Source organism: Streptococcus sp. 263_SSPC (assembly GCF_001071995.1).
Taxonomy (GTDB): Bacteria; Bacillota; Bacilli; order Lactobacillales; family Aerococcaceae; genus Granulicatella.
This window is the reverse complement of the sequence record NZ_JVNU01000015.1, coordinates 12,592-29,859: the sequence shown is the minus strand read 5'-3', so window position 1 is coordinate 29,859 and position 17,268 is coordinate 12,592. Positions and strand designations below refer to the sequence as shown.

Genomic DNA, 17,268 nt, shown 5'->3' with positions numbered 1-17,268 from the left:
CCCTAATTTTAAATTTATTTTTATTTTTTTCAAAATTTTTGCTTGAAAATCATTGAAAATGCCATAGTACTGGGATTTTTGCCCAATTGTGTTTTTGACAAACGGTTGCGTTTTCACTATAATTAAGTTGAGAAAAAGGGGGCGAAGGTGTATGATGATCTCTTTACGAGCAGCACGGGTAAATCGTAATTTAACACTGTTAGAAGCCGCCAAATATCTTAAAATAAACAAAGATACGCTTACGAAGTATGAAAAAGATTCAACTAATCTTCCATATTCTTTAAGCAAAAGAATGCAGGAGCTATATGAAGTTCCTAGCGAGAATCTTTATTTTGGCGACACTCAAAGCTTCGTAGCACAATTTAAGCCGCTACCTGAAGTCGAATAATACAGCTACAGGGAACACCGCCCGTGCATGATAAACGAGACAGTTCAATTTTGAACTGTCTCTCTTTTCTTATACACTATTTTGTTGTTACTTCGAGAACTCCTCGTTCAACAAGCCCTTCTAAAATAAACTCTAACTTTTCTACAGCCATAGCAGTATTTGCTTTACCGTATAAGTCAACAGTTTGCAGGCCGTTCTTCGTTACTGTCGAAATTTTCAATTGTTTCTTATCTTTATCCACCATGACTTTTAATTTTAAACCACGGTGATCTTCAATTGTTTCGTCTAAACTACGAATTAATTGGAAGTTCCCAGATTTTGTTTCTGTAAAGCCATTATCACGTAAAGTGTATCCTTTACAAGTTGGACTAACCGAAAAGACTTGGTTTGATCCTTTTAATGATGCAGTTGGTGTAAATGCCATATGCGCTTCTCCTCTTTCTTTTAATACATGATTAGTTTACCATATTTTGCCTCTAAACAAAAGCTCTCTCTTAACGCAGTGCGTCCACAAAGGCGTCAATATCTTCTTTTGTTGAACCCATTCCAAATGAAAGTCTGACAGATTCTTCAAGACGACTCGTTTCGCCTTTAAACATTGCAGACAATACTGGACTGATTTGCACACTTCCAGCTGAACATGCGGATCCAGCAGATACTGAAACATCTTTTAAATCATTGAAGATTAACGTTTGTGTCGCTTTTCTTCCCTTTAGCCAGATATTACAAATATGCGGATTCTTTGGATTTGCTACTCCATTAAACTCAAACTCAATGCCTCTTTCAGATAACTTCTCGATTAGATACTCACGTAACTCTTGATAGTTTTGAACGAGCTCATCTCTTTTTGCTACAACGATTTGCATTGCTTTTTCAAGCCCTAAAATATAAGGAACATTTTCCGTTCCAGCTCTAAATCCTAACTCTTGTCCTCCACCTTTAATCAAAGCGTGAATTGGCGCATCTTTGGATTTATATAGGAATCCAATCCCTTTTGGTGCATAAATCTTATGCCCAGAAGCGGTTAAATAATCAATTCCATCCACCGTTAATGCTTCTTGTGCAAAGGCTTGAACAGCATCTGTATGGAAATAAGTTGGCTTGTCTTTTAATAAAGCAGCAATCTCTTCAATTGAGAATCTTGCACCTGTTTCATTATTAACCGTCATAATCGAAACTAGACGTGTATCCTCTCTTAGAGCCTCCTCAATTTCAGAAACTGTCACAATGCCATCTTTATTTGGAGCTAAATACGTCACTTCAAAGCCTTCTTGTTCTAAAAAATCAGCAGGTTTTCGAACAGAAGGATGCTCTACGGCAGAAACAATGATATGCCCTTTTTCTTTTGCGAAATGCTCACGAATACTTTCAAACACTAAATTGTTTCCTTCAGAACCTGAGCTCGTAAAGATAATGGCATCGTGTGGAGATGCTTGTAGTTCTGATAAAATAGCTTTCTTCACACGTTCGATTTTTTGCTTTTGTTCACGACCAATGCGATAGACACTAGACGGATTTCCAAAAGAAGCCATTTCCTTTGTAATCACTTCTAATACTTCCGCATTTACTGGCGTCGTTGCTGCATAATCTAAGTAATTCACCTTGCACTCTCCTCACTTTCAAACAATACTATTATACGGGATGACTATTTATTGTCCTAATAAGTTGTTTTAATCTTTCCTATTATATCATTCTTTCAACTTATGATACACTAAACATAAAGAAATTTAAGGAGGAACTGTCATGAACCATCAACCGCTCGCTTACCGTATGCGACCTCGTACGATTGACGAAGTGATTGGTCAAGAGCATCTTGTCTCTCCTGGAAAAATCATCAATCGCATGGTTGTGGCCAAACAATTATCATCCATGATTTTATATGGGCCTCCAGGAACTGGGAAAACAAGTATCGCAAGTGCTATTAGCGGAAGTACAAAAGTTGCTTTTAGACAACTAAACGCGGCAACCGATACAAAAAAAGATTTACAAATTGTCGCTGAAGAAGCCAAGATGTCAGGTAGCGTTATTTTACTACTCGATGAAATTCACCGACTCGATAAAACGAAACAAGACTTCTTATTGCCTCATCTGGAAAACGGTCGAATTATTTTAGTTGGAGCAACCACTGAGAATCCATATATTTCGATTAATCCAGCGATTCGTAGTCGAACTCAAATTTTTGAACTCAAACCACTTTCTTCGCAGGATATTCAAAAAGCACTCTTAAAGGCTATTGAAGATGAAGAACGTGGTCTAGGAAAACTCGATTTAGACGTCACAGAAGAAGCCTTAACTCACTTTGCAAGTAGCACGAACGGAGACGTCAGGAGCGCCTTAAACGCCCTGGAATTAGCTGCTAAGTCTACTGAAGCAAGTGAGGATGGAAAGATTCATATCACGATTCAAATCGCAGAAGAATGTATCCAAAGAAAAGCACTATCTTACGATAAAGACGGGGACCAACATTACGACGTCATCTCTGCTCTTCAAAAATCCATTCGCGGTTCAGACGTGAATGCAGCCTTGCATTACGCTGCTCGTTTAATGGAATCTGGAGACCTTACAAGCCTGATGAGACGACTCTTAGTTATTGCCTACGAAGATATTGGACTAGGAAATCCACAAGGTGCCGCTCGCGCAGTATCCGCTGTGCAAGCTGCGGAACGTCTTGGTTTACCGGAAGCTAGAATTCCACTTGCAAATGCGATTATCGAACTCGCCCTTTCTCCTAAATCAAACACGGCTATTCGCTCAATTGATAGTGCGTTGTCTGATGTCAGAAAAGGTCGTGCGATTAGTATTCCGGACCACTTAAAAGATGCTCATTATTCAGGTGCTCAAAAATTGGGACGTGGTGTTGGATACAAGTATCCACATGACTATCCAGGACACTTCGTGAAACAGCAATACTTGCCAGATGCGCTTAAAAATGAGGAGTATTTCAAGGCAGAACCAACTTCTTCTTACGAGGACGCTTTGATGAAACAATACCAAAAATATCGTCAAAAATAATTAGTGATTTCTTAAGAAATCGGTACCAAACTTTTATTGCAATTGCCCTATTCATGTGCTACTATAATGGCATAGAGATCTAAGATGTGCGCGGTATTTACTAAGTGTTGACCGAACAATTTACGACTTTTTAGGGATTCAGATTGATATTACAGATAACAAGCCCTTTCACTTGGTAGTTAGGAAGTAATACATAGAAGCCCACCTGCTTTAGATGCGGGTTCAAACTAACAAATACATCAAACGGCATCGTTGGAAATCTATATAAAGTTATTAACTTTAGGCCACTCTTCGTGAGTGGTTTTTCTTTTGTCTTTATTCCTATTTCCATCCGTTTTGGTTCCCTTTTCATTCGCTTTGTTTAGGTGTATAATAAGGGTATCAAGAATAAGGATGTGATTTTATGTTTCATGAATATGAAAAAATTCTCGTTCCAATCGATGGTTCTAAGGAAGCCAAACTAGCCTTTGACAAAGCCATTGAAGTGGCTAAACGAAATCATGCAAAGCTTGTGTTAGCACACGTCATCGATACTCGTTCTCTTCAAACACCTACTGGATTTGAAGGCAATTTCTCAGATGAGATTCGTAAACAAGCTGAAAACTTATTTGCTGAATACGTAGAAGATGCTAAGTCTCATAACTTCACGGATGTAGAAACCGTTCTTGAATACGGTTCTCCTAAAGTAGTTATCTCTAAACAATTAACAAAAGATTACGGAATTGACCTTATTATGATGGGCGCTACTGGTTTGAATGCGGTGGAACGTCTCTTCATTGGTTCAGTATCTGAATATGTGATTCGTAATGCTTCTTGCGATGTTTTAGTCGTAAGAACGGACTTAGAAAACAAACGTCCTTAATCCTTTTAACCAAATAAATAAGCACAGGATTTCTCCTGTGCTTTCTTTTTTTATTGATTTTTGGTATCGAGTAAGATGGTTACTGGCCCATCATTCACAAGACTGACTTGCATATCCGCTCCAAACTCTCCTGTTTCAACAATTAACCCATACTCCGTGCGCAGGATTTCATTGAATTCTTCATAGAGCTTGTTTGCAGCTTCAGGACTCGCAGCTCCTGTAAAAGAAGGTCTGTTTCCTTTTTTCGTATCTGCAAACAGTGTAAACTGGGAAACGGATAAAATCTTTCCGCCGACTTGGTCAATCGACAGATTCATTTTTCCATTCTCATCGCTGAAGATACGCATTCCAGCAATCTTTCTTGCTAAGTAAGACGCATCATCTCTAGTATCATCAGGCCCTACTCCTACTAGTAACAGAAACCCTTGTTCGATTTCACCAACAACAGTCCCTTCAATCGATACGCTAGCGGACTTCACTCGCTGTAATACAATTCTCATGAACTCCTCCTATGAAATCACACGACGTACACTATATACATCAGGAATTTGTTTGATTTTATCTACAATAAAATCTAATTGGTGCGTATTCATAATTCCGATATTGACAGAAATCGTCGCCATCTTATTTGCATCAACTTTACCGTTGACAGAATTTAACGATTTAGTCGTACTGTTGATGACATTCAAGACTTCATTCAACAACCCATTACGGTTATATCCTTCAACAACCAATTCTGTATCGTATTGTTGCCCAGTATTAGTTGTATCTTCCCAATCCACTTCGATTAGACGATTTTGTTCACTCTCAGGAAGTTGAACATTTGGACAGTCTTTTCTATGAACTGAAATCCCGCGACCTTTTGTAATATAACCAACGATATCGTCTCCAGGAACTGGATTACAACAACGGCTTAAGCGAATGAGAAGATTGTCCACCCCTTCGATGATGACGCCACCTTCGTGACGAATTTTCATCTTTTGGCTTTCCTTCTTCTGTCCTTGAGTTGTCGTCTTCTCAAAAGCAGTTTCGACCACTTTTTGGTCTTCGATTTCTTTACGCGCTTTGTCAGTCATTTTATTAGCAACTGTTTGATAAGAGATTTCTCCAAAACCAATAGATGCTAGTAAATCTTCTTCTGTTCCAAAGTTGAAACGGGATGCAATGTCTTTCATGCCCTGTTTCGTCATAAAGTCTTTGAAGTTAAATCCAAGCTCTGTAATTTGTTTTTCAAGTAACTCGCGACCCTTGATAATATTTTCATCACGGTCTTGTAACTTGAAGAAACGTTTGATTTTATTTTTGGCACGAGTCGTATAAACCAGATTAATCCAGTCACGAGAAGGTCCAAATGAATTCGCAGACGTTAATACTTCTACGATATCCCCAGTCTTCAACTGATAGTTCAAGGGAACAATCTTATTATTGACTTTGGCGCCGACTGTTTTGTTTCCAACTTCCGTATGGATGTTGTATGCAAAATCAAGCGGTCCAGATCCTAAAGGAAGTTCTGAAACATCCCCTTTTGGTGTGAAGACATAAACCTTATCCCCAAAGATATCTTCCTTCACGCTATTCATAAAGTCTTTAGCGTCTTTCGTTTCGTTTTGAAGTTCAATTAAGTCTTTAAACCAGTCCAATTGTTTTTGCAACGGATCGTTTGTAACTTTCTCTTTATTTCCTTCTTTATAAGCCCAGTGAGCCGCAACCCCGTATTCAGCAACTTGGTGCATTTCAAATGTACGAATTTGAATCTCTACTGGTCGTCCTCCTGGCCCGATTACGGTTGTATGGATGGACTGATACATATTCGCCTTCGGAATCGCGATGTAGTCTTTAAAACGACCTGGCATTGGTTTCCATTTTGTATGAATCGCCCCAAGAACGGCGTAGCAATCTTTAATGCTATCGACTAATACACGAATCGCAAGTAAGTCATAGATCTCGCTGAACTGTTTCTTTTGATCTTTCATCTTACGGTAAATGGAGTAAATATGTTTTGGACGTCCATAAATAACCGCTTCGATATCCAAGTCTTTAGTTGCTTCTTTAATATTTTCAATTGTTGTCTCAATGTATTCTTCACGCTCATCACGTTTGGAATTCATTAAATGAACGATACGATAATATTGCTGTGGGTTTAGATAACGTAAAGACGTATCTTCTAACTCCCACTTAATTTTATTCATCCCTAAGCGGTGTGCAAGAGGTGCATAAATCTCAAGCGTTTCTTCCGCAATCATTCGTTGCTTTTCAGGCTTGTGGAATTTTAACGTACGTAAATTATGCAAACGGTCAGCTAGTTTCACCATGATAACACGAAGATCATTAGCCATCGCAAGAAGCATCTTACGGTGGTTTTCCGCTTGTTGCTCCGCATGAGATTTATATTTAATTTTTCCTAGTTTTGTTACACCTTCAACGAGAAATGCAACATCTTTTCCAAATTCGTATTCAATATCATCAATACTAAACCCAGTATCTTCGACGACATCATGAAGAAACCCAGTCGCAATCGTGTCTGGATCCAACTTTAATTCAGCAAGAATTCCAGCTACTTGAATGGGATGCACAATATAAGCTTCTCCAGATTTACGAATTTGATCTTTATGAGCATAAGTCGCAAAATAGATAGCTTTTTCAATAAATTTAATATGTGTTTCGTTCATGTACTCCTTACACATTGCAAGGACATCATCTGCGGTATAAGTCTTATTTTTAGACATTTGTAAACTCCTTAAGCATTGCGCTCTAATGTATTCCTAATAGTACCGCGACAATAGACTATCGTCAACTATTGGTTCCTATAATAACTCACATTGATATGAAACTGCTGCTAGTGCATATAACGGTGCTGTTTCAGCGCGTAAAATACGTGGACCTAGTGAACATGGAAGATATCCACTTTCCTCTAACAACTCCACTTCTTGTTCTTCGATGCCACCTTCCGGACCAAAGACAAAAATAACGCGCTCATTTTCCTGTAATGACTGCAAACTCTTAATCAATTGAAGGCTTTCTCCAACTTTGGCAGACTCTTCATAAGCAATCAACTTTTGCTCGTAATTCGAAGTGTAACTAGCTAATTCTTTTAGCGTCATCACGCTTGTGACGCGTGGGACTTTCAGGCGATGCGATTGTTCGCTCGCTTCTTCGGCAATCTTTTGAAGACGTTCAATCTTCTTGTCTGCCTTATCTCCCGTCCATTTAACCACGTTTCTTGTCATCGAGAGAAGAATAATTTCACTCACGCCAAGTTCTGTTGCCTTTTGAACAATCCAGTCAAGTTTATCTCCTTTTGAGAGCCCTACTGCAATCGTAACCGATACAGGAAGTTCTACTTTTTGCTCCAAAAGTTCAACCACTTTCACTTCAAATGGCTCTAATTCCATCACTTCAACGATGGCTAATTGACTGTCATCATCCACGACTTCTAATTGCTCTCCCACACGTACACGCATGACTTTTTTCAACTGATGCACTTGGTCTTTTGAGAACTCTAATGAATGCGACGTTTCACTTACGTTTCCTTTTACAAAATACCGTTGCATTACTCAACATCCTTTTTCATTACAAAGCAATTCCACTCTTTCATTGTCATGCGTTCTACTAGAGTGAAGCCTGCTTTTTCATATGCTTCTTGTACTTCTTTTGCTTTTGATTCGATAATTCCTGATAAGATTAATGTTCCAGTATCATTCAAGTTACGATACGCATCTTCAGGCATCTGTACTAAAATCTCTGCTAAAATATTCGCTACGATTAAATCACTCTTTTGGTCTACACCAACAAGTAAGTTATTTTCATAGACATCGATTGCCCCAATCGTTGGGTTCAATGCAATGTTTTCTTTGGCCACACGTGTAGCCATCTCATCAATATCAAAGGCCGTCACTAGTCCAGCTCCTAAAAGTTTAGAAGCGATACTTAAAACACCCGAACCAGTACCAACATCTAGCACACTTTCACCGCCACGAATCGTTTGTTCAAGGGCTGTGAGTGAGAGCTGTGTCGTTGGGTGCGTTCCTGTTCCAAACGCAAGCCCTGGATCTAATTCGATTAAGAGTTCATCTTCTTGTTCTTTCTCATAATCTACCCAACTAGGAACAACCGTTAAATAGCGCGTTACACGTACTGGGAAGTAGTATTGCTTCCATGCCGTTGCCCAGTCTTCTTCTCCAACCTCACTAACACGAACGGTTAATGGTCCTGTTTCTAGGCCGTAACTTTCAAGCTCTTTTAATTGCTCGTCTAACTGATTTTTGGCTTCCTCAGTCCATTGGCTTGGTTGGAAATAACCTTTCACAATCACTGTATCTGTTTCGTATAAGTCTTTTTGTTGTACTTTCAACCATTCCAATTGTTCATCTGTTAATTGGTAATAGTCTTGAGGGTCATCGATAGAGACTCCTTTTGATCCTAATTCAATTAAAATCGAACTTACGACTTCCACGCTCTCAGAATGCGTATTTACTGAGACTTCTAACCAATTCATGTTAACCCTCTTCTTTACTTGTATTTTTTAAAAATTATAACAAATTTCATTAAAAATAACTAAAAATAACCCTATCCTATTTGTATTTTCGCATGGATTTTAGTATCATTAAGAAGATAAATTAATTAATGACTATTTGACAGATTAAAAAAGGGGAAAGCAATTATGGCACGTATTTCATTAAGTACAAAAGATATTTTACAAAAACAATTCAAACGCTCATTCAGAGGTTTCGACATTGAAGAAGTCGATGCATTTTTAGATTTAATTATTCGTGATTATGACACATTCCAAAAAGAAATCAGCTTCTTACAAGCTGAAAATGAACGTTTATTAACAAAAGTAGATGAACTCTCACGTCAAGCTACTGTTTCAAAAACAAACCGTTCAAGCAATGTATCTTCATCAGGAGTTACAAATTTTGATATCTTAAAACGTTTATCAAACTTAGAAAAACACGTTTTCGATTCTAAATTAGAAGAAGACAACTACTCTTCTCCTTCTCAAGATGTTGCTGAAGACGATGATGATTTCTACAAAACACGCGTGATTACACCAGTACGCGACAATAATTATTAATATATCAGATTTGATATAACGAACTTTTTTAAATTTAGTAAACTTTGAGTAATCGCGGCATTAATTTGCTGAGGAAAGTCCATGCTCGCACAGGCTGAGATGCTTGTAGTGATCGTGCTTAGCGAAACAATAAGCTAAGGCAACTTTAGGTTGACGGCAGAAAAACGAGCTACGGCAATGCTATGCTCTAGTATTCTTGAAAGTGCCACAGTGACGAAGCAATTTTGGAAACGGAATTGGTGGAACGCGGTAAACCCCTCGAGCGAGCAACCCAAACTTATGGTAGGGGCACTCTTACTAGGAAATGAACGAAAAAAGAGACACATGATGTGTAGACAGATGATTACTGAAATTTAATAGATCCTGCTATTAAATGGAACAGAACATGGCTTACAGAAGTTTACTTCAGGATTTTAGCGAATTGTAAGGAGTGTGGCCTTGTGTCCACTCCTCTTTTTACGAATAAAGGAGAAATCTATGACAAAATATAAATTAGTAGCAACTGCTGCTGCAGGGATTGAAGCTCTTGTTGGTAAAGAATTACGCAACATGGGTTATGATGTTCAAGTAGAAAACGGCAAAGCCTTCTTTGAAGGTGACGATTACGATATCGCCCGCACCAATATTTGGCTTCGAACTGCAGACCGCATCAAAATTATTATGGGACAATTCACTGCAAAAACATTCGACTCGCTCTTTGAACAAACAAAGGCGATTCCTTGGGAGAAAATTCTTCCAGTCGATGCTGAATTCCCAGTATCTGGTAAATCTGTGAAATCTACTCTTCACAGTGTTCCTAACTGCCAATCAATCGTTAAAAAAGCGATTGTGAATCGTTTAAGCGAGGCTTACCACCGACGTACTCACTTACCTGAGACTGGTGCCCTCTATCCTATCGAAGTCGCAATTTTAAAAGATGTTGTGACTCTTACAATCGATACGAGCGGAACAAGTCTCTTTAAGCGTGGTTACCGTACTGAAAAAGGTGGCGCTCCACTTAAAGAAAACATGGCTGCGGCTCTTGTGATGCTTACAAGCTGGTATCCTGATAAACCATTCTATGACCCTACTTGTGGTTCTGGTACGATTCCAATTGAAGCGGCCCTTATCGGTAAGAACATCGCTCCTGGTTTGAATCGTTCATTTGCTGCTGAAAAATGGACCTTCTTTACTCCTGGTGTCTTCGATAAAGTTAGAGAAGAAGCTAGAAAAGAAATCCGCACTGACCTTCAACTCGACATTCTTGGTGCCGATATTGATGGCTCCATGATTGAAATTGCGAAACAAAATGCGATTAAAGCAGGTGTCGCAGACCAAATCGAATTCAAACAAATGCAATTGAAGGACTTCCGTACTAAGAAAGAAAATGGAATTATCGTGGCAAACCCACCATATGGAGACCGTCTTCTTTCTGAAGAACAAGCTCAAGCCATCTATAAACAAATGGGTGAAACGTATGCTCCACTGACAACTTGGAGTAAGTACATCTTAACAAGCGACTTAACGTTCGAAGATCATTACGGACAAAAAGCGACTAAGAAACGCAAACTCTATAACGGTGCCATCCGTACCGACTACTTCCAATTCTGGGGAGTCAGAAAACGCCGCGTTCAAGAAGATAAATAAAACACAAAAAACGCAATGGACAAATGCCCATTGCGTTTTCTTTTTACTTATTATTCATTCTTTCCGATGACTTCAAATGTCACGTGATCAATACCTAAATCACATTTCACTTTGTCTCCTGGAAGGATGCTTGCACGGATGATTTCTTTAGCAAGTGGTGTTTCAATTTCACGTTGGATGTAACGCGCAATTGGACGAGCACCATACACTGGATTATACGCATTATCTGCAATCCAATCTTTCAATTCATCTGTAAAGCTTAAGACGATTTCTTGATCTTCCACACGTACTGCTAATTGATTCAACATCTTCGTGATGATACCACGAATGTTGTCTTTAGAAAGCGGCGTGAAGAAGATTGTTTCGTCGATACGGTTTAGGAACTCTGGTTTGAAGGTTGCTTTTAGAACGCCCTCAACTGCCGTACGAGTTTCTTCATCGATTGTATCTCCTTGTGTTTCAAGCAAGAATTGTGAACCAATATTACTTGTCATAATCATTACTGTATTCTTGAAGTCTACTACTCGTCCTTTAGAATCTGTTAAACGTCCATCGTCTAATACTTGTAACAAGATATTAAATACATCTGGATGTGCTTTTTCAATTTCATCTAAAAGAACGATTGTATATGGATTACGACGAACAGCTTCTGTTAATTGGCCTCCTTCTTCATATCCAACATATCCTGGAGGAGCTCCCACTAAACGAGACACTGAATGTTTTTCCATATATTCACTCATGTCGATACGAACCATATGGTCTTCTGAGTCGAATAAATCTTCTGCCAGAGCTTTCGCAAGTTCTGTCTTACCAACCCCAGTAGGTCCTAGGAACAAGAAGCTTCCGATTGGACGGCTAGGATTTTGCAACCCTGCACGAGAACGAAGAACTGCTGAAGCCACTTTTTGTACGGCTTCATCTTGACCAATGACACGTTCATGAAGAATATCTTCTAAGTGAAGAAGTTTTTCACGTTCGCCTTCCATTAGCTTCGTTACAGGAATACCTGTCAAGCGTCCCACTACTCGAGCAATTTCTTCTGAAGTTACTGATTCTTGAACGAGACGTTGCGTGCTTTCAGCATTCGCTTTGTTTTGATCTTCTAGTTCTTTCAACTCATGTTCAAGAGCTGGAATACGTCCATGGCGAAGTTCAGCAGCTTTTTCAAGGTTATAATCAGCCTCTGCTTGTTCTAATTCGCGTTTAGCACGGTCGATTTCTTCGCGTTTATTACGGATTTTATTGACTTCTTCTTTTTCGATTTCCCATTTCATTTTGAGGTTATTGGCTTTTTCACGTTGTTCTGCTAATTCCTCTTGTAAAATAGCAAGACGTTTTTGAGAAGCGTCATCTTTTTCCATCTTCAACGCTTGTTCTTCGATTTCAAGTTGCATCAAACGACGAGTTACTGCATCGAGTTCTGTTGGCATTGAGTTCATTTCAACGCGGATTGTAGCACAGGCTTCATCGACTAAGTCAATCGCTTTATCTGGCAAGAATCTGTCAGTAATATAACGGTTTGATAAAGTCGCAGCAGCTACTAACGCACTATCGTGAATATTTACACTGTGGTGGATTTCGAAACGTTCTTTCAATCCACGAAGAATTGAAATCGTATCTTCAACAGTTGGTTCTTGAACAAGTACTTTTTGGAAACGACGTTCTAACGCTTTGTCTTTTTCCATATTTTCACGGTATTCGTCAAGAGTTGTAGCACCAATACAATGTAATTCACCACGAGCCAACATTGGTTTTAGTAAGTTACCAGCATCCATAGAACCTTCTGTCTTACCAGCACCAACAATTGTGTGGATTTCGTCGATAAATAAGATGATGCGTCCTTCTGATTTTGTTACTTCTTTAAGAACGGCTTTCAAACGTTCTTCGAATTCACCACGGTATTTTGCCCCCGCGATTAAAGCACCCATATCTAATGAGTAGATTAATTTATCTTTTAAGTTTTCTGGTACGTCTTTTTTAACAATACGTTGAGCTAATCCTTCAACGATCGCTGTTTTACCAACACCAGGTTCCCCGATTAAGACAGGGTTATTTTTTGTTTTACGAGATAAAATACGAATCACATCTCGAATTTCTTCATCACGTCCAATGACTGGATCTTGTTTACCAGATTGAACAGCTTCATTTAAATTACGTGCATATTTTGATAATGCTTCATATTGTTCTTCTTGATTTTGACTAGTCACACGTTCTCCCCCTCTTAGCTCCTCAATTCGAGCTCTCAAATTTTCTTTTGTTACGTGATGTTGTACTAAATAACGAGTCAATGGATGGTTTTGTAATTCCATCAACGCAAGTACAACTACCTCTGTAGATAAGTAATCGTCTTTAAAGCTTTCTCTAATCTTTTCAGCTTCTGTAAAGAGTCGATATAAGTTTTGACTCATACTTTGACCATATTGGACATTTTGTCCTTCTACTACAGAAATACGGTCTAATTCTTTATCAATTAATTCCTCAAATTCTTTGTCATTCACTTGTAAATCACTATATAAATTTCTAGCAAAGTGATTTGGTTCCATAAATACTTTCCATAAATGAGGAATATCAATTTCTTGATGTTTACGTACCATCGCAATTTGTTGCGCTTGGCCTAATGCTTGTTGCATTGTTGTAGTCATTTTTTCAATATTCATCTTCATTCCTCCTTTTGTGGTCTCTTGACCATGATTAAAGTATACACCATTAGTCAGAAAAGGTCAATAATTTTATTTGACTTTTTTTGACTTTAATAAATATTTAAAAATCAGCCACAACTGTGACTGATTTCATCATTACATTTCAATTCGAATCGCACGTCTAGCGCAGTAATAACCTGCAGCAAGATGCCCGTTAGGATCCACTAATAACGGTAAATTTACCGAATAATAAGACGATAATGGTAATAAATTTAATACCGGCGCTTTGAAGTTTTCTTCAAGCCACGCCCCTTTTGTATACGGTCTACCCTCAATTAATTCTGGGCCAAATTCCGCATTTGCGATTTCCAATCCAAACATATTTTCCTTCCATAAAGGAGAATTCGCTTCATCTTGAATCAGAGAACGATGTAATCGGTTCCCCCATTTAAAGAGACGTCTGGTACCACTACCGCAGCAATACTCCCACTCATCCTCGTTTAAAAGGCCCATCCCTGTACGTTCAATTTCTTTACGAGCCTCTTCATAACCAACCGGATCTGCGACATAACAAGTGAAACTATCAGGGTTCTTAAGATCTTGTTGCATAAAGTAACGGTCTACTCGAACGGCTCTTGGGAAATCTTGGAATAAAGCTTCCAATGAATTATCTGGAGTCACCGCTTCTTCTAAAATCTCGAGGGTCTCAAGTGAAGGTTCCTCTGCACCTGTGAGTTGCCCAGTAACAACAGAATAGTTACCAATAAAGCGTAGTCCTACAAAATTTGGTTTCTTTTCGACTAGCATCGCCGGAACATTCACTTTTCGTAAGTCAGATGTCATTAAATTAATGCCGTCTTCAACGATTTGTGTCGTCAACTTTTCACTCGATAAGTCTTTTTCTTGAACATCTTGATTAAGAAACATAAAGCCGGTTAGATGTTGATTTAAATAGCGTTTAAAGGCAAAGCGAAGCTCTTGACGTTCTTCACTACAATCAAGACCAGAAAGGCCTGACAATCCGCTATCCCACCCTAAAATAACGTCATTTTGACCAGGAACGAATACAAACTCTCTTCCATCAATCGTGACTTCAAAAGTTTCATTGGTGATTCCACCGAATTCAAATTTGACACTTCTTAGGTTCTCAATCGTCGACATTGGATTTACAAAATATCTTAATACATTTCGAAAGACAACTTCTTTCGACTCACTAGGTAAATTCTTCCACGTTGGATTCAATACGTGTTCAAAAAAATCATTTGCCATACTTTCACCTCGTCTCTATTATACGGTATTCCGTAAAAATTGCACTCTATTTTGACTACTTTTATGCTATAATAATGGCAATTGAAAGGATGTTTTGCATGAATTTATTTATTTTTGGGAATCCGATGTCTGGAAGTCAATCTGGACAACAGCAAATTAATCAAATCGTGGAAGCCTGCACGAAATGTAGCATCCACTTTAAACTCTTCCAAACACAAAGGGCTGGAGAATTACCCGAACTACTTGAAAAGCATTTGCCAGAAAGAAATGAGCACACTAAAGTTGTTATTATTGGTGGGGACGGAACGCTTAACGAAGCGTTACAATATTTAAAACAGAATAAAATCAAAGTACCCCTCTCCTATCTACCAGCTGGAACTGGAAATGACTTTGCTAGAGAGATGAATCTAATCCATGATGCACATGCGTTCGTTCAAAAGTTAGAGAGTGCACCTTCTATCGAATTAGAATTCCTTACGTACCATGAACAGAATTCAGGATCATCAGGAATTGCACTGAATTCGCTTGGATTTGGGATTGATGCTTCTATTTGCGAATTAAACCAAAAGCAAAGACAAGCCGTTCTTGAATCAAACGGAATCAAAAAAGCATCTTACCTCACACCAATTTTAAGGGCGTTTAGAGAGCGTGAAGAATTTGAAGCAGTAATTACTGTCGACAATAACGAAAGCTTCACAGTAACCCATAATCTGCTTGTAGGGGCATTCAATCATTCGTTCTTTGGTGGAGGAATCCGTTTTGTCCCAACTGCCAAGCAAGGAAATCACTCATTTGAAGTCGTCGTTGCTCGTAAAGTGAGTGGGTTTACGATTCTTAAAGCTTTTCCTTTTATTTTGACGAACGGTAGTCATTTTAAGCACTTCCCTAATCACTTACAAAAGTATCAGTGTACTGCGGCTCGTATTCAAATTAACGGACCCATTAAATCACAAACCGATGGCGAATTTACTAAATATGGTAATGTAGATATCAGAATTCAATTGGATTCTGATCCATTTATTCTTACAAGACAAAATTAAAAAGGCGAATGTTTTTACACATTCGCCTTTTCTTTATCTTTTGAAAAGTTTTTTGAAACTGATAATCGGCTCAGTTCTCACGATTTTCTCGTTTCCAATAAATTCTCGCATCACTTTTAGCGTACGCCCAGAATCTTTGGAGACAAATTGGAAAGTTTTAGAAGAATTCGTATCAATGTAATACGCACGAATAAACTTCCCTTTAAACATTACATGAGCTCTTACCAGCTTAATTTCTTCCCAAGGAATTTGAAGATAGCTTTCTGGATTCTGATGATTGTAAAATTCAAAAGCACGGTCTCCAATCAGAATATCCCCATTGGTATATCCAAAGCCCCCATTGAATAGGTTTGCTTTTGTTTTATAAATGGCTTTTGTATTTAACGATACAACCATAGTCTACCTCCAAATCTTTCTATTAAGGAGCCATTACTCCTGTTAAACCAGCTAAAATACCTAATGCAAATAGCCCGAAGATAATGTAAATTGGTTTTACATTTTTCTTCAATAACCACATTACGAAGAATGTTAATAGTAATGCTGCTAACCCAGGGATTAACTTGTTTAAGTTATCTTGAAGAGTTGTCACAGCTTCTGGTGATAATGTTTTACCACCTAATAATTTAGTAACAATATCTCCTAATTGTCCTCCAGTAACAACGTCATCTGCTCCAGGCAATTGAATATATTGCTCTGGTTTCAACGAAACACTTGTTAACACAAGTGGGAATTTCATACTTGTCCAACGTTGAACTAAAATCCCCATTACAAACATCCCTACGATTGAAGATACTTTTGTAATAGATTGTAAAATACCACCTGATAAGTCTTTTGTGATTTCAGAACCTTGACGGTATCCTAATTCTTGTGTAGACCACATAAATAGGATACGGATTAAGTTCCAAACGATGAAGAAGAACAATGGTCCAATAATTGACCCTGTTGCAGCTAACCCTGCAGCAATCGCTCCTAAAATAGGACGAATTGTAAACCAGAATACTGGGTCACCGATACCTGCTAGAGGTCCCATCATCCCAACTTTAACCCCTTGAATCGTTGCATCATCGATTGGTGCACCGTTTGCACGGTCTTCTTCAAGTGCTAATGTTACCCCTAAAATTGGTGAAGCAATATATGGGTGTGTATTAAAGAATTCTAAGTGGCGTTTTAACGCTGCTTTTGAATCTTCTGGATTTGGATATAATTTTTTCAATGCTGGAATAAGCGAGAATGCCCAACCACCATTTTGCATACGTTCATAGTTCCAAGAACCTTGTAAGAATTGTGAACGTAGCATAACGCTTAAGCGGTCTTTTTTCGTTAAAGATACTTTTTTCTCTGTCATGTCATTCACTCTC

At 38.4% G+C, this 17,268-nt stretch carries 16 protein-coding genes and 2 other RNA genes; 8 read left to right on the top strand and 10 right to left on the bottom strand.

The window, feature by feature from the left end; genetic code table 11:
- Nucleotides 1–151: 151 nt before the first annotated feature.
- The gene (locus ADH02_RS01090) at nt 152–388 is read left to right on the top strand and encodes a helix-turn-helix domain-containing protein (protein ID WP_048713376.1); all 237 of its coding nucleotides are present in this window, start codon (nt 152–154) and stop codon (nt 386–388) included.
- A gap of 76 nt (nt 389–464) precedes the next feature.
- On the opposite strand, the gene ADH02_RS01085 is transcribed toward ADH02_RS01090, so the two are convergent.
- Nucleotides 465–812: a cysteine desulfurase gene (locus ADH02_RS01085; RefSeq protein ID WP_048781876.1), complete on the bottom strand. Its 348-nt coding sequence runs from the start codon at nt 810–812 to the stop codon at nt 465–467.
- 70 nt (nt 813–882) lie between these two features.
- Nucleotides 883–1,989, bottom strand: coding sequence for a cysteine desulfurase family protein (locus tag ADH02_RS01080; RefSeq protein WP_048781874.1), 1,107 nt, complete (start codon nt 1,987–1,989; stop codon nt 883–885).
- A 142-nt stretch (nt 1,990–2,131) separates the two neighbouring features.
- On the opposite strand from ADH02_RS01080, the gene ADH02_RS01075 reads away from it, so the two are divergent.
- The 3 genes from ADH02_RS01075 to ADH02_RS01065 all read left to right on the top strand — a co-directional run bounded on the left by ADH02_RS01075 (nt 2,132) and on the right by ADH02_RS01065 (nt 4,262).
- Nucleotides 2,132–3,400, top strand: a complete 1,269-nt coding sequence (locus tag ADH02_RS01075; RefSeq protein WP_048781872.1) for a replication-associated recombination protein A — start codon at nt 2,132–2,134, stop codon at nt 3,398–3,400.
- A 73-nt stretch (nt 3,401–3,473) separates the two neighbouring features.
- Nucleotides 3,474–3,663, top strand: a non-coding RNA gene (gene ssrS, locus ADH02_RS09230) — 6S RNA.
- A 140-nt stretch (nt 3,664–3,803) separates the two neighbouring features.
- A complete protein-coding gene (locus tag ADH02_RS01065) occupies nt 3,804–4,262 on the top strand; it encodes a universal stress protein (protein ID WP_048781867.1) in 459 nt (152 codons plus the stop codon).
- Nucleotides 4,263–4,312: 50 nt separating this feature from the next.
- On the opposite strand, the gene dtd is transcribed toward ADH02_RS01065, so the two are convergent.
- The 4 genes from dtd to prmA form a co-directional block, all read right to left on the bottom strand.
- Entirely contained in the window at nt 4,313–4,762 is a 450-nt protein-coding gene (gene dtd / locus ADH02_RS01060) for a D-aminoacyl-tRNA deacylase (RefSeq protein WP_048713392.1), read from the bottom strand.
- 9 nt (nt 4,763–4,771) lie between these two features.
- Nucleotides 4,772–6,988, bottom strand: coding sequence for a RelA/SpoT family protein (locus ADH02_RS01055; RefSeq protein ID WP_048781866.1), 2,217 nt, complete (start codon nt 6,986–6,988; stop codon nt 4,772–4,774).
- Between the two features lie 78 nt (nt 6,989–7,066).
- Nucleotides 7,067–7,813 carry a 16S rRNA (uracil(1498)-N(3))-methyltransferase gene (locus tag ADH02_RS01050; RefSeq protein ID WP_048781864.1) on the bottom strand — a complete coding sequence of 249 codons (747 nt, stop codon included), beginning with the start codon at nt 7,811–7,813 and terminating at the stop codon, nt 7,067–7,069.
- The gene (gene prmA / locus ADH02_RS01045) at nt 7,813–8,757 is read right to left on the bottom strand and encodes a 50S ribosomal protein L11 methyltransferase (protein ID WP_048781862.1); all 945 of its coding nucleotides are present in this window, start codon (nt 8,755–8,757) and stop codon (nt 7,813–7,815) included. Before prmA ends, ADH02_RS01050 begins: the two co-directional genes overlap by 1 nt.
- Nucleotides 8,758–8,922: 165 nt before the next feature.
- Between prmA and gpsB the strand changes: the two genes are divergently transcribed.
- From gpsB to ADH02_RS01030, 3 genes are all read left to right on the top strand, one after another.
- A complete protein-coding gene (gpsB, locus tag ADH02_RS01040; RefSeq protein ID WP_048781860.1) occupies nt 8,923–9,336 on the top strand; it encodes a cell division regulator GpsB in 414 nt (137 codons plus the stop codon).
- Between the two features lie 40 nt (nt 9,337–9,376).
- An RNA gene (rnpB, locus tag ADH02_RS09225) (RNase P RNA component class B) lies at nt 9,377–9,734 on the top strand.
- 79 nt (nt 9,735–9,813) lie between these two features.
- Nucleotides 9,814–10,962, top strand: a complete 1,149-nt coding sequence (locus ADH02_RS01030; protein WP_048781858.1) for a THUMP domain-containing class I SAM-dependent RNA methyltransferase — start codon at nt 9,814–9,816, stop codon at nt 10,960–10,962.
- A 50-nt stretch (nt 10,963–11,012) separates the two neighbouring features.
- Here ADH02_RS01030 and clpB read toward each other — a convergent pair whose 3' ends face one another.
- Nucleotides 11,013–13,619 (bottom strand): ATP-dependent chaperone ClpB, encoded by a 2,607-nt coding sequence (gene clpB / locus ADH02_RS01025; protein WP_048781856.1) that lies wholly within the window; start codon nt 13,617–13,619, stop codon nt 11,013–11,015.
- Nucleotides 13,620–13,757: 138 nt separating this feature from the next.
- Nucleotides 13,758–14,870, bottom strand: coding sequence for a hypothetical protein (locus tag ADH02_RS01020; protein ID WP_048781855.1), 1,113 nt, complete (start codon nt 14,868–14,870; stop codon nt 13,758–13,760).
- A gap of 98 nt (nt 14,871–14,968) precedes the next feature.
- Here ADH02_RS01020 and ADH02_RS01015 point away from each other — a divergent pair, with 98 nt between their 5' ends.
- The gene (locus tag ADH02_RS01015) at nt 14,969–15,910 is read left to right on the top strand and encodes a diacylglycerol/lipid kinase family protein (RefSeq protein WP_048781854.1); all 942 of its coding nucleotides are present in this window, start codon (nt 14,969–14,971) and stop codon (nt 15,908–15,910) included.
- Between the two features lie 33 nt (nt 15,911–15,943).
- Here the strand turns inward: ADH02_RS01015 and ADH02_RS01010 are convergent, their stop codons facing one another.
- Both ADH02_RS01010 and ADH02_RS01005 read right to left on the bottom strand, forming a co-directional pair.
- The gene (locus ADH02_RS01010; RefSeq protein ID WP_048710435.1) at nt 15,944–16,306 is read right to left on the bottom strand and encodes a DUF956 family protein; all 363 of its coding nucleotides are present in this window, start codon (nt 16,304–16,306) and stop codon (nt 15,944–15,946) included.
- A gap of 22 nt (nt 16,307–16,328) precedes the next feature.
- A complete protein-coding gene (locus ADH02_RS01005; RefSeq protein ID WP_048781852.1) occupies nt 16,329–17,255 on the bottom strand; it encodes a PTS system mannose/fructose/sorbose family transporter subunit IID in 927 nt (308 codons plus the stop codon).
- Nucleotides 17,256–17,268: the final 13 nt, after the last annotated feature.

Coding starts and splice junctions, on each gene's coding strand:
- ADH02_RS01090 (WP_048713376.1), top strand. CDS start 152: ATGATGATCTCTTTACGAGCAGCACGGGTAAATCGTAATTTAACACTG.
- ADH02_RS01085 (WP_048781876.1), bottom strand. CDS start 812: ATGGCATTTACACCAACTGCATCATTAAAAGGATCAAACCAAGTCTTT.
- ADH02_RS01075 (WP_048781872.1), top strand. CDS start 2,132: ATGAACCATCAACCGCTCGCTTACCGTATGCGACCTCGTACGATTGAC.
- ADH02_RS01065 (WP_048781867.1), top strand. CDS start 3,804: ATGTTTCATGAATATGAAAAAATTCTCGTTCCAATCGATGGTTCTAAG.
- dtd (WP_048713392.1), bottom strand. CDS start 4,762: ATGAGAATTGTATTACAGCGAGTGAAGTCCGCTAGCGTATCGATTGAA.
- ADH02_RS01055 (WP_048781866.1), bottom strand. CDS start 6,988: ATGTCTAAAAATAAGACTTATACCGCAGATGATGTCCTTGCAATGTGT.
- ADH02_RS01050 (WP_048781864.1), bottom strand. CDS start 7,813: ATGCAACGGTATTTTGTAAAAGGAAACGTAAGTGAAACGTCGCATTCA.
- prmA (WP_048781862.1), bottom strand. CDS start 8,757: ATGAATTGGTTAGAAGTCTCAGTAAATACGCATTCTGAGAGCGTGGAA.
- gpsB (WP_048781860.1), top strand. CDS start 8,923: ATGGCACGTATTTCATTAAGTACAAAAGATATTTTACAAAAACAATTC.
- ADH02_RS01030 (WP_048781858.1), top strand. CDS start 9,814: ATGACAAAATATAAATTAGTAGCAACTGCTGCTGCAGGGATTGAAGCT.
- clpB (WP_048781856.1), bottom strand. CDS start 13,619: ATGAATATTGAAAAAATGACTACAACAATGCAACAAGCATTAGGCCAA.
- ADH02_RS01020 (WP_048781855.1), bottom strand. CDS start 14,870: ATGGCAAATGATTTTTTTGAACACGTATTGAATCCAACGTGGAAGAAT.
- ADH02_RS01015 (WP_048781854.1), top strand. CDS start 14,969: ATGAATTTATTTATTTTTGGGAATCCGATGTCTGGAAGTCAATCTGGA.
- ADH02_RS01010 (WP_048710435.1), bottom strand. CDS start 16,306: ATGGTTGTATCGTTAAATACAAAAGCCATTTATAAAACAAAAGCAAAC.
- ADH02_RS01005 (WP_048781852.1), bottom strand. CDS start 17,255: ATGACAGAGAAAAAAGTATCTTTAACGAAAAAAGACCGCTTAAGCGTT.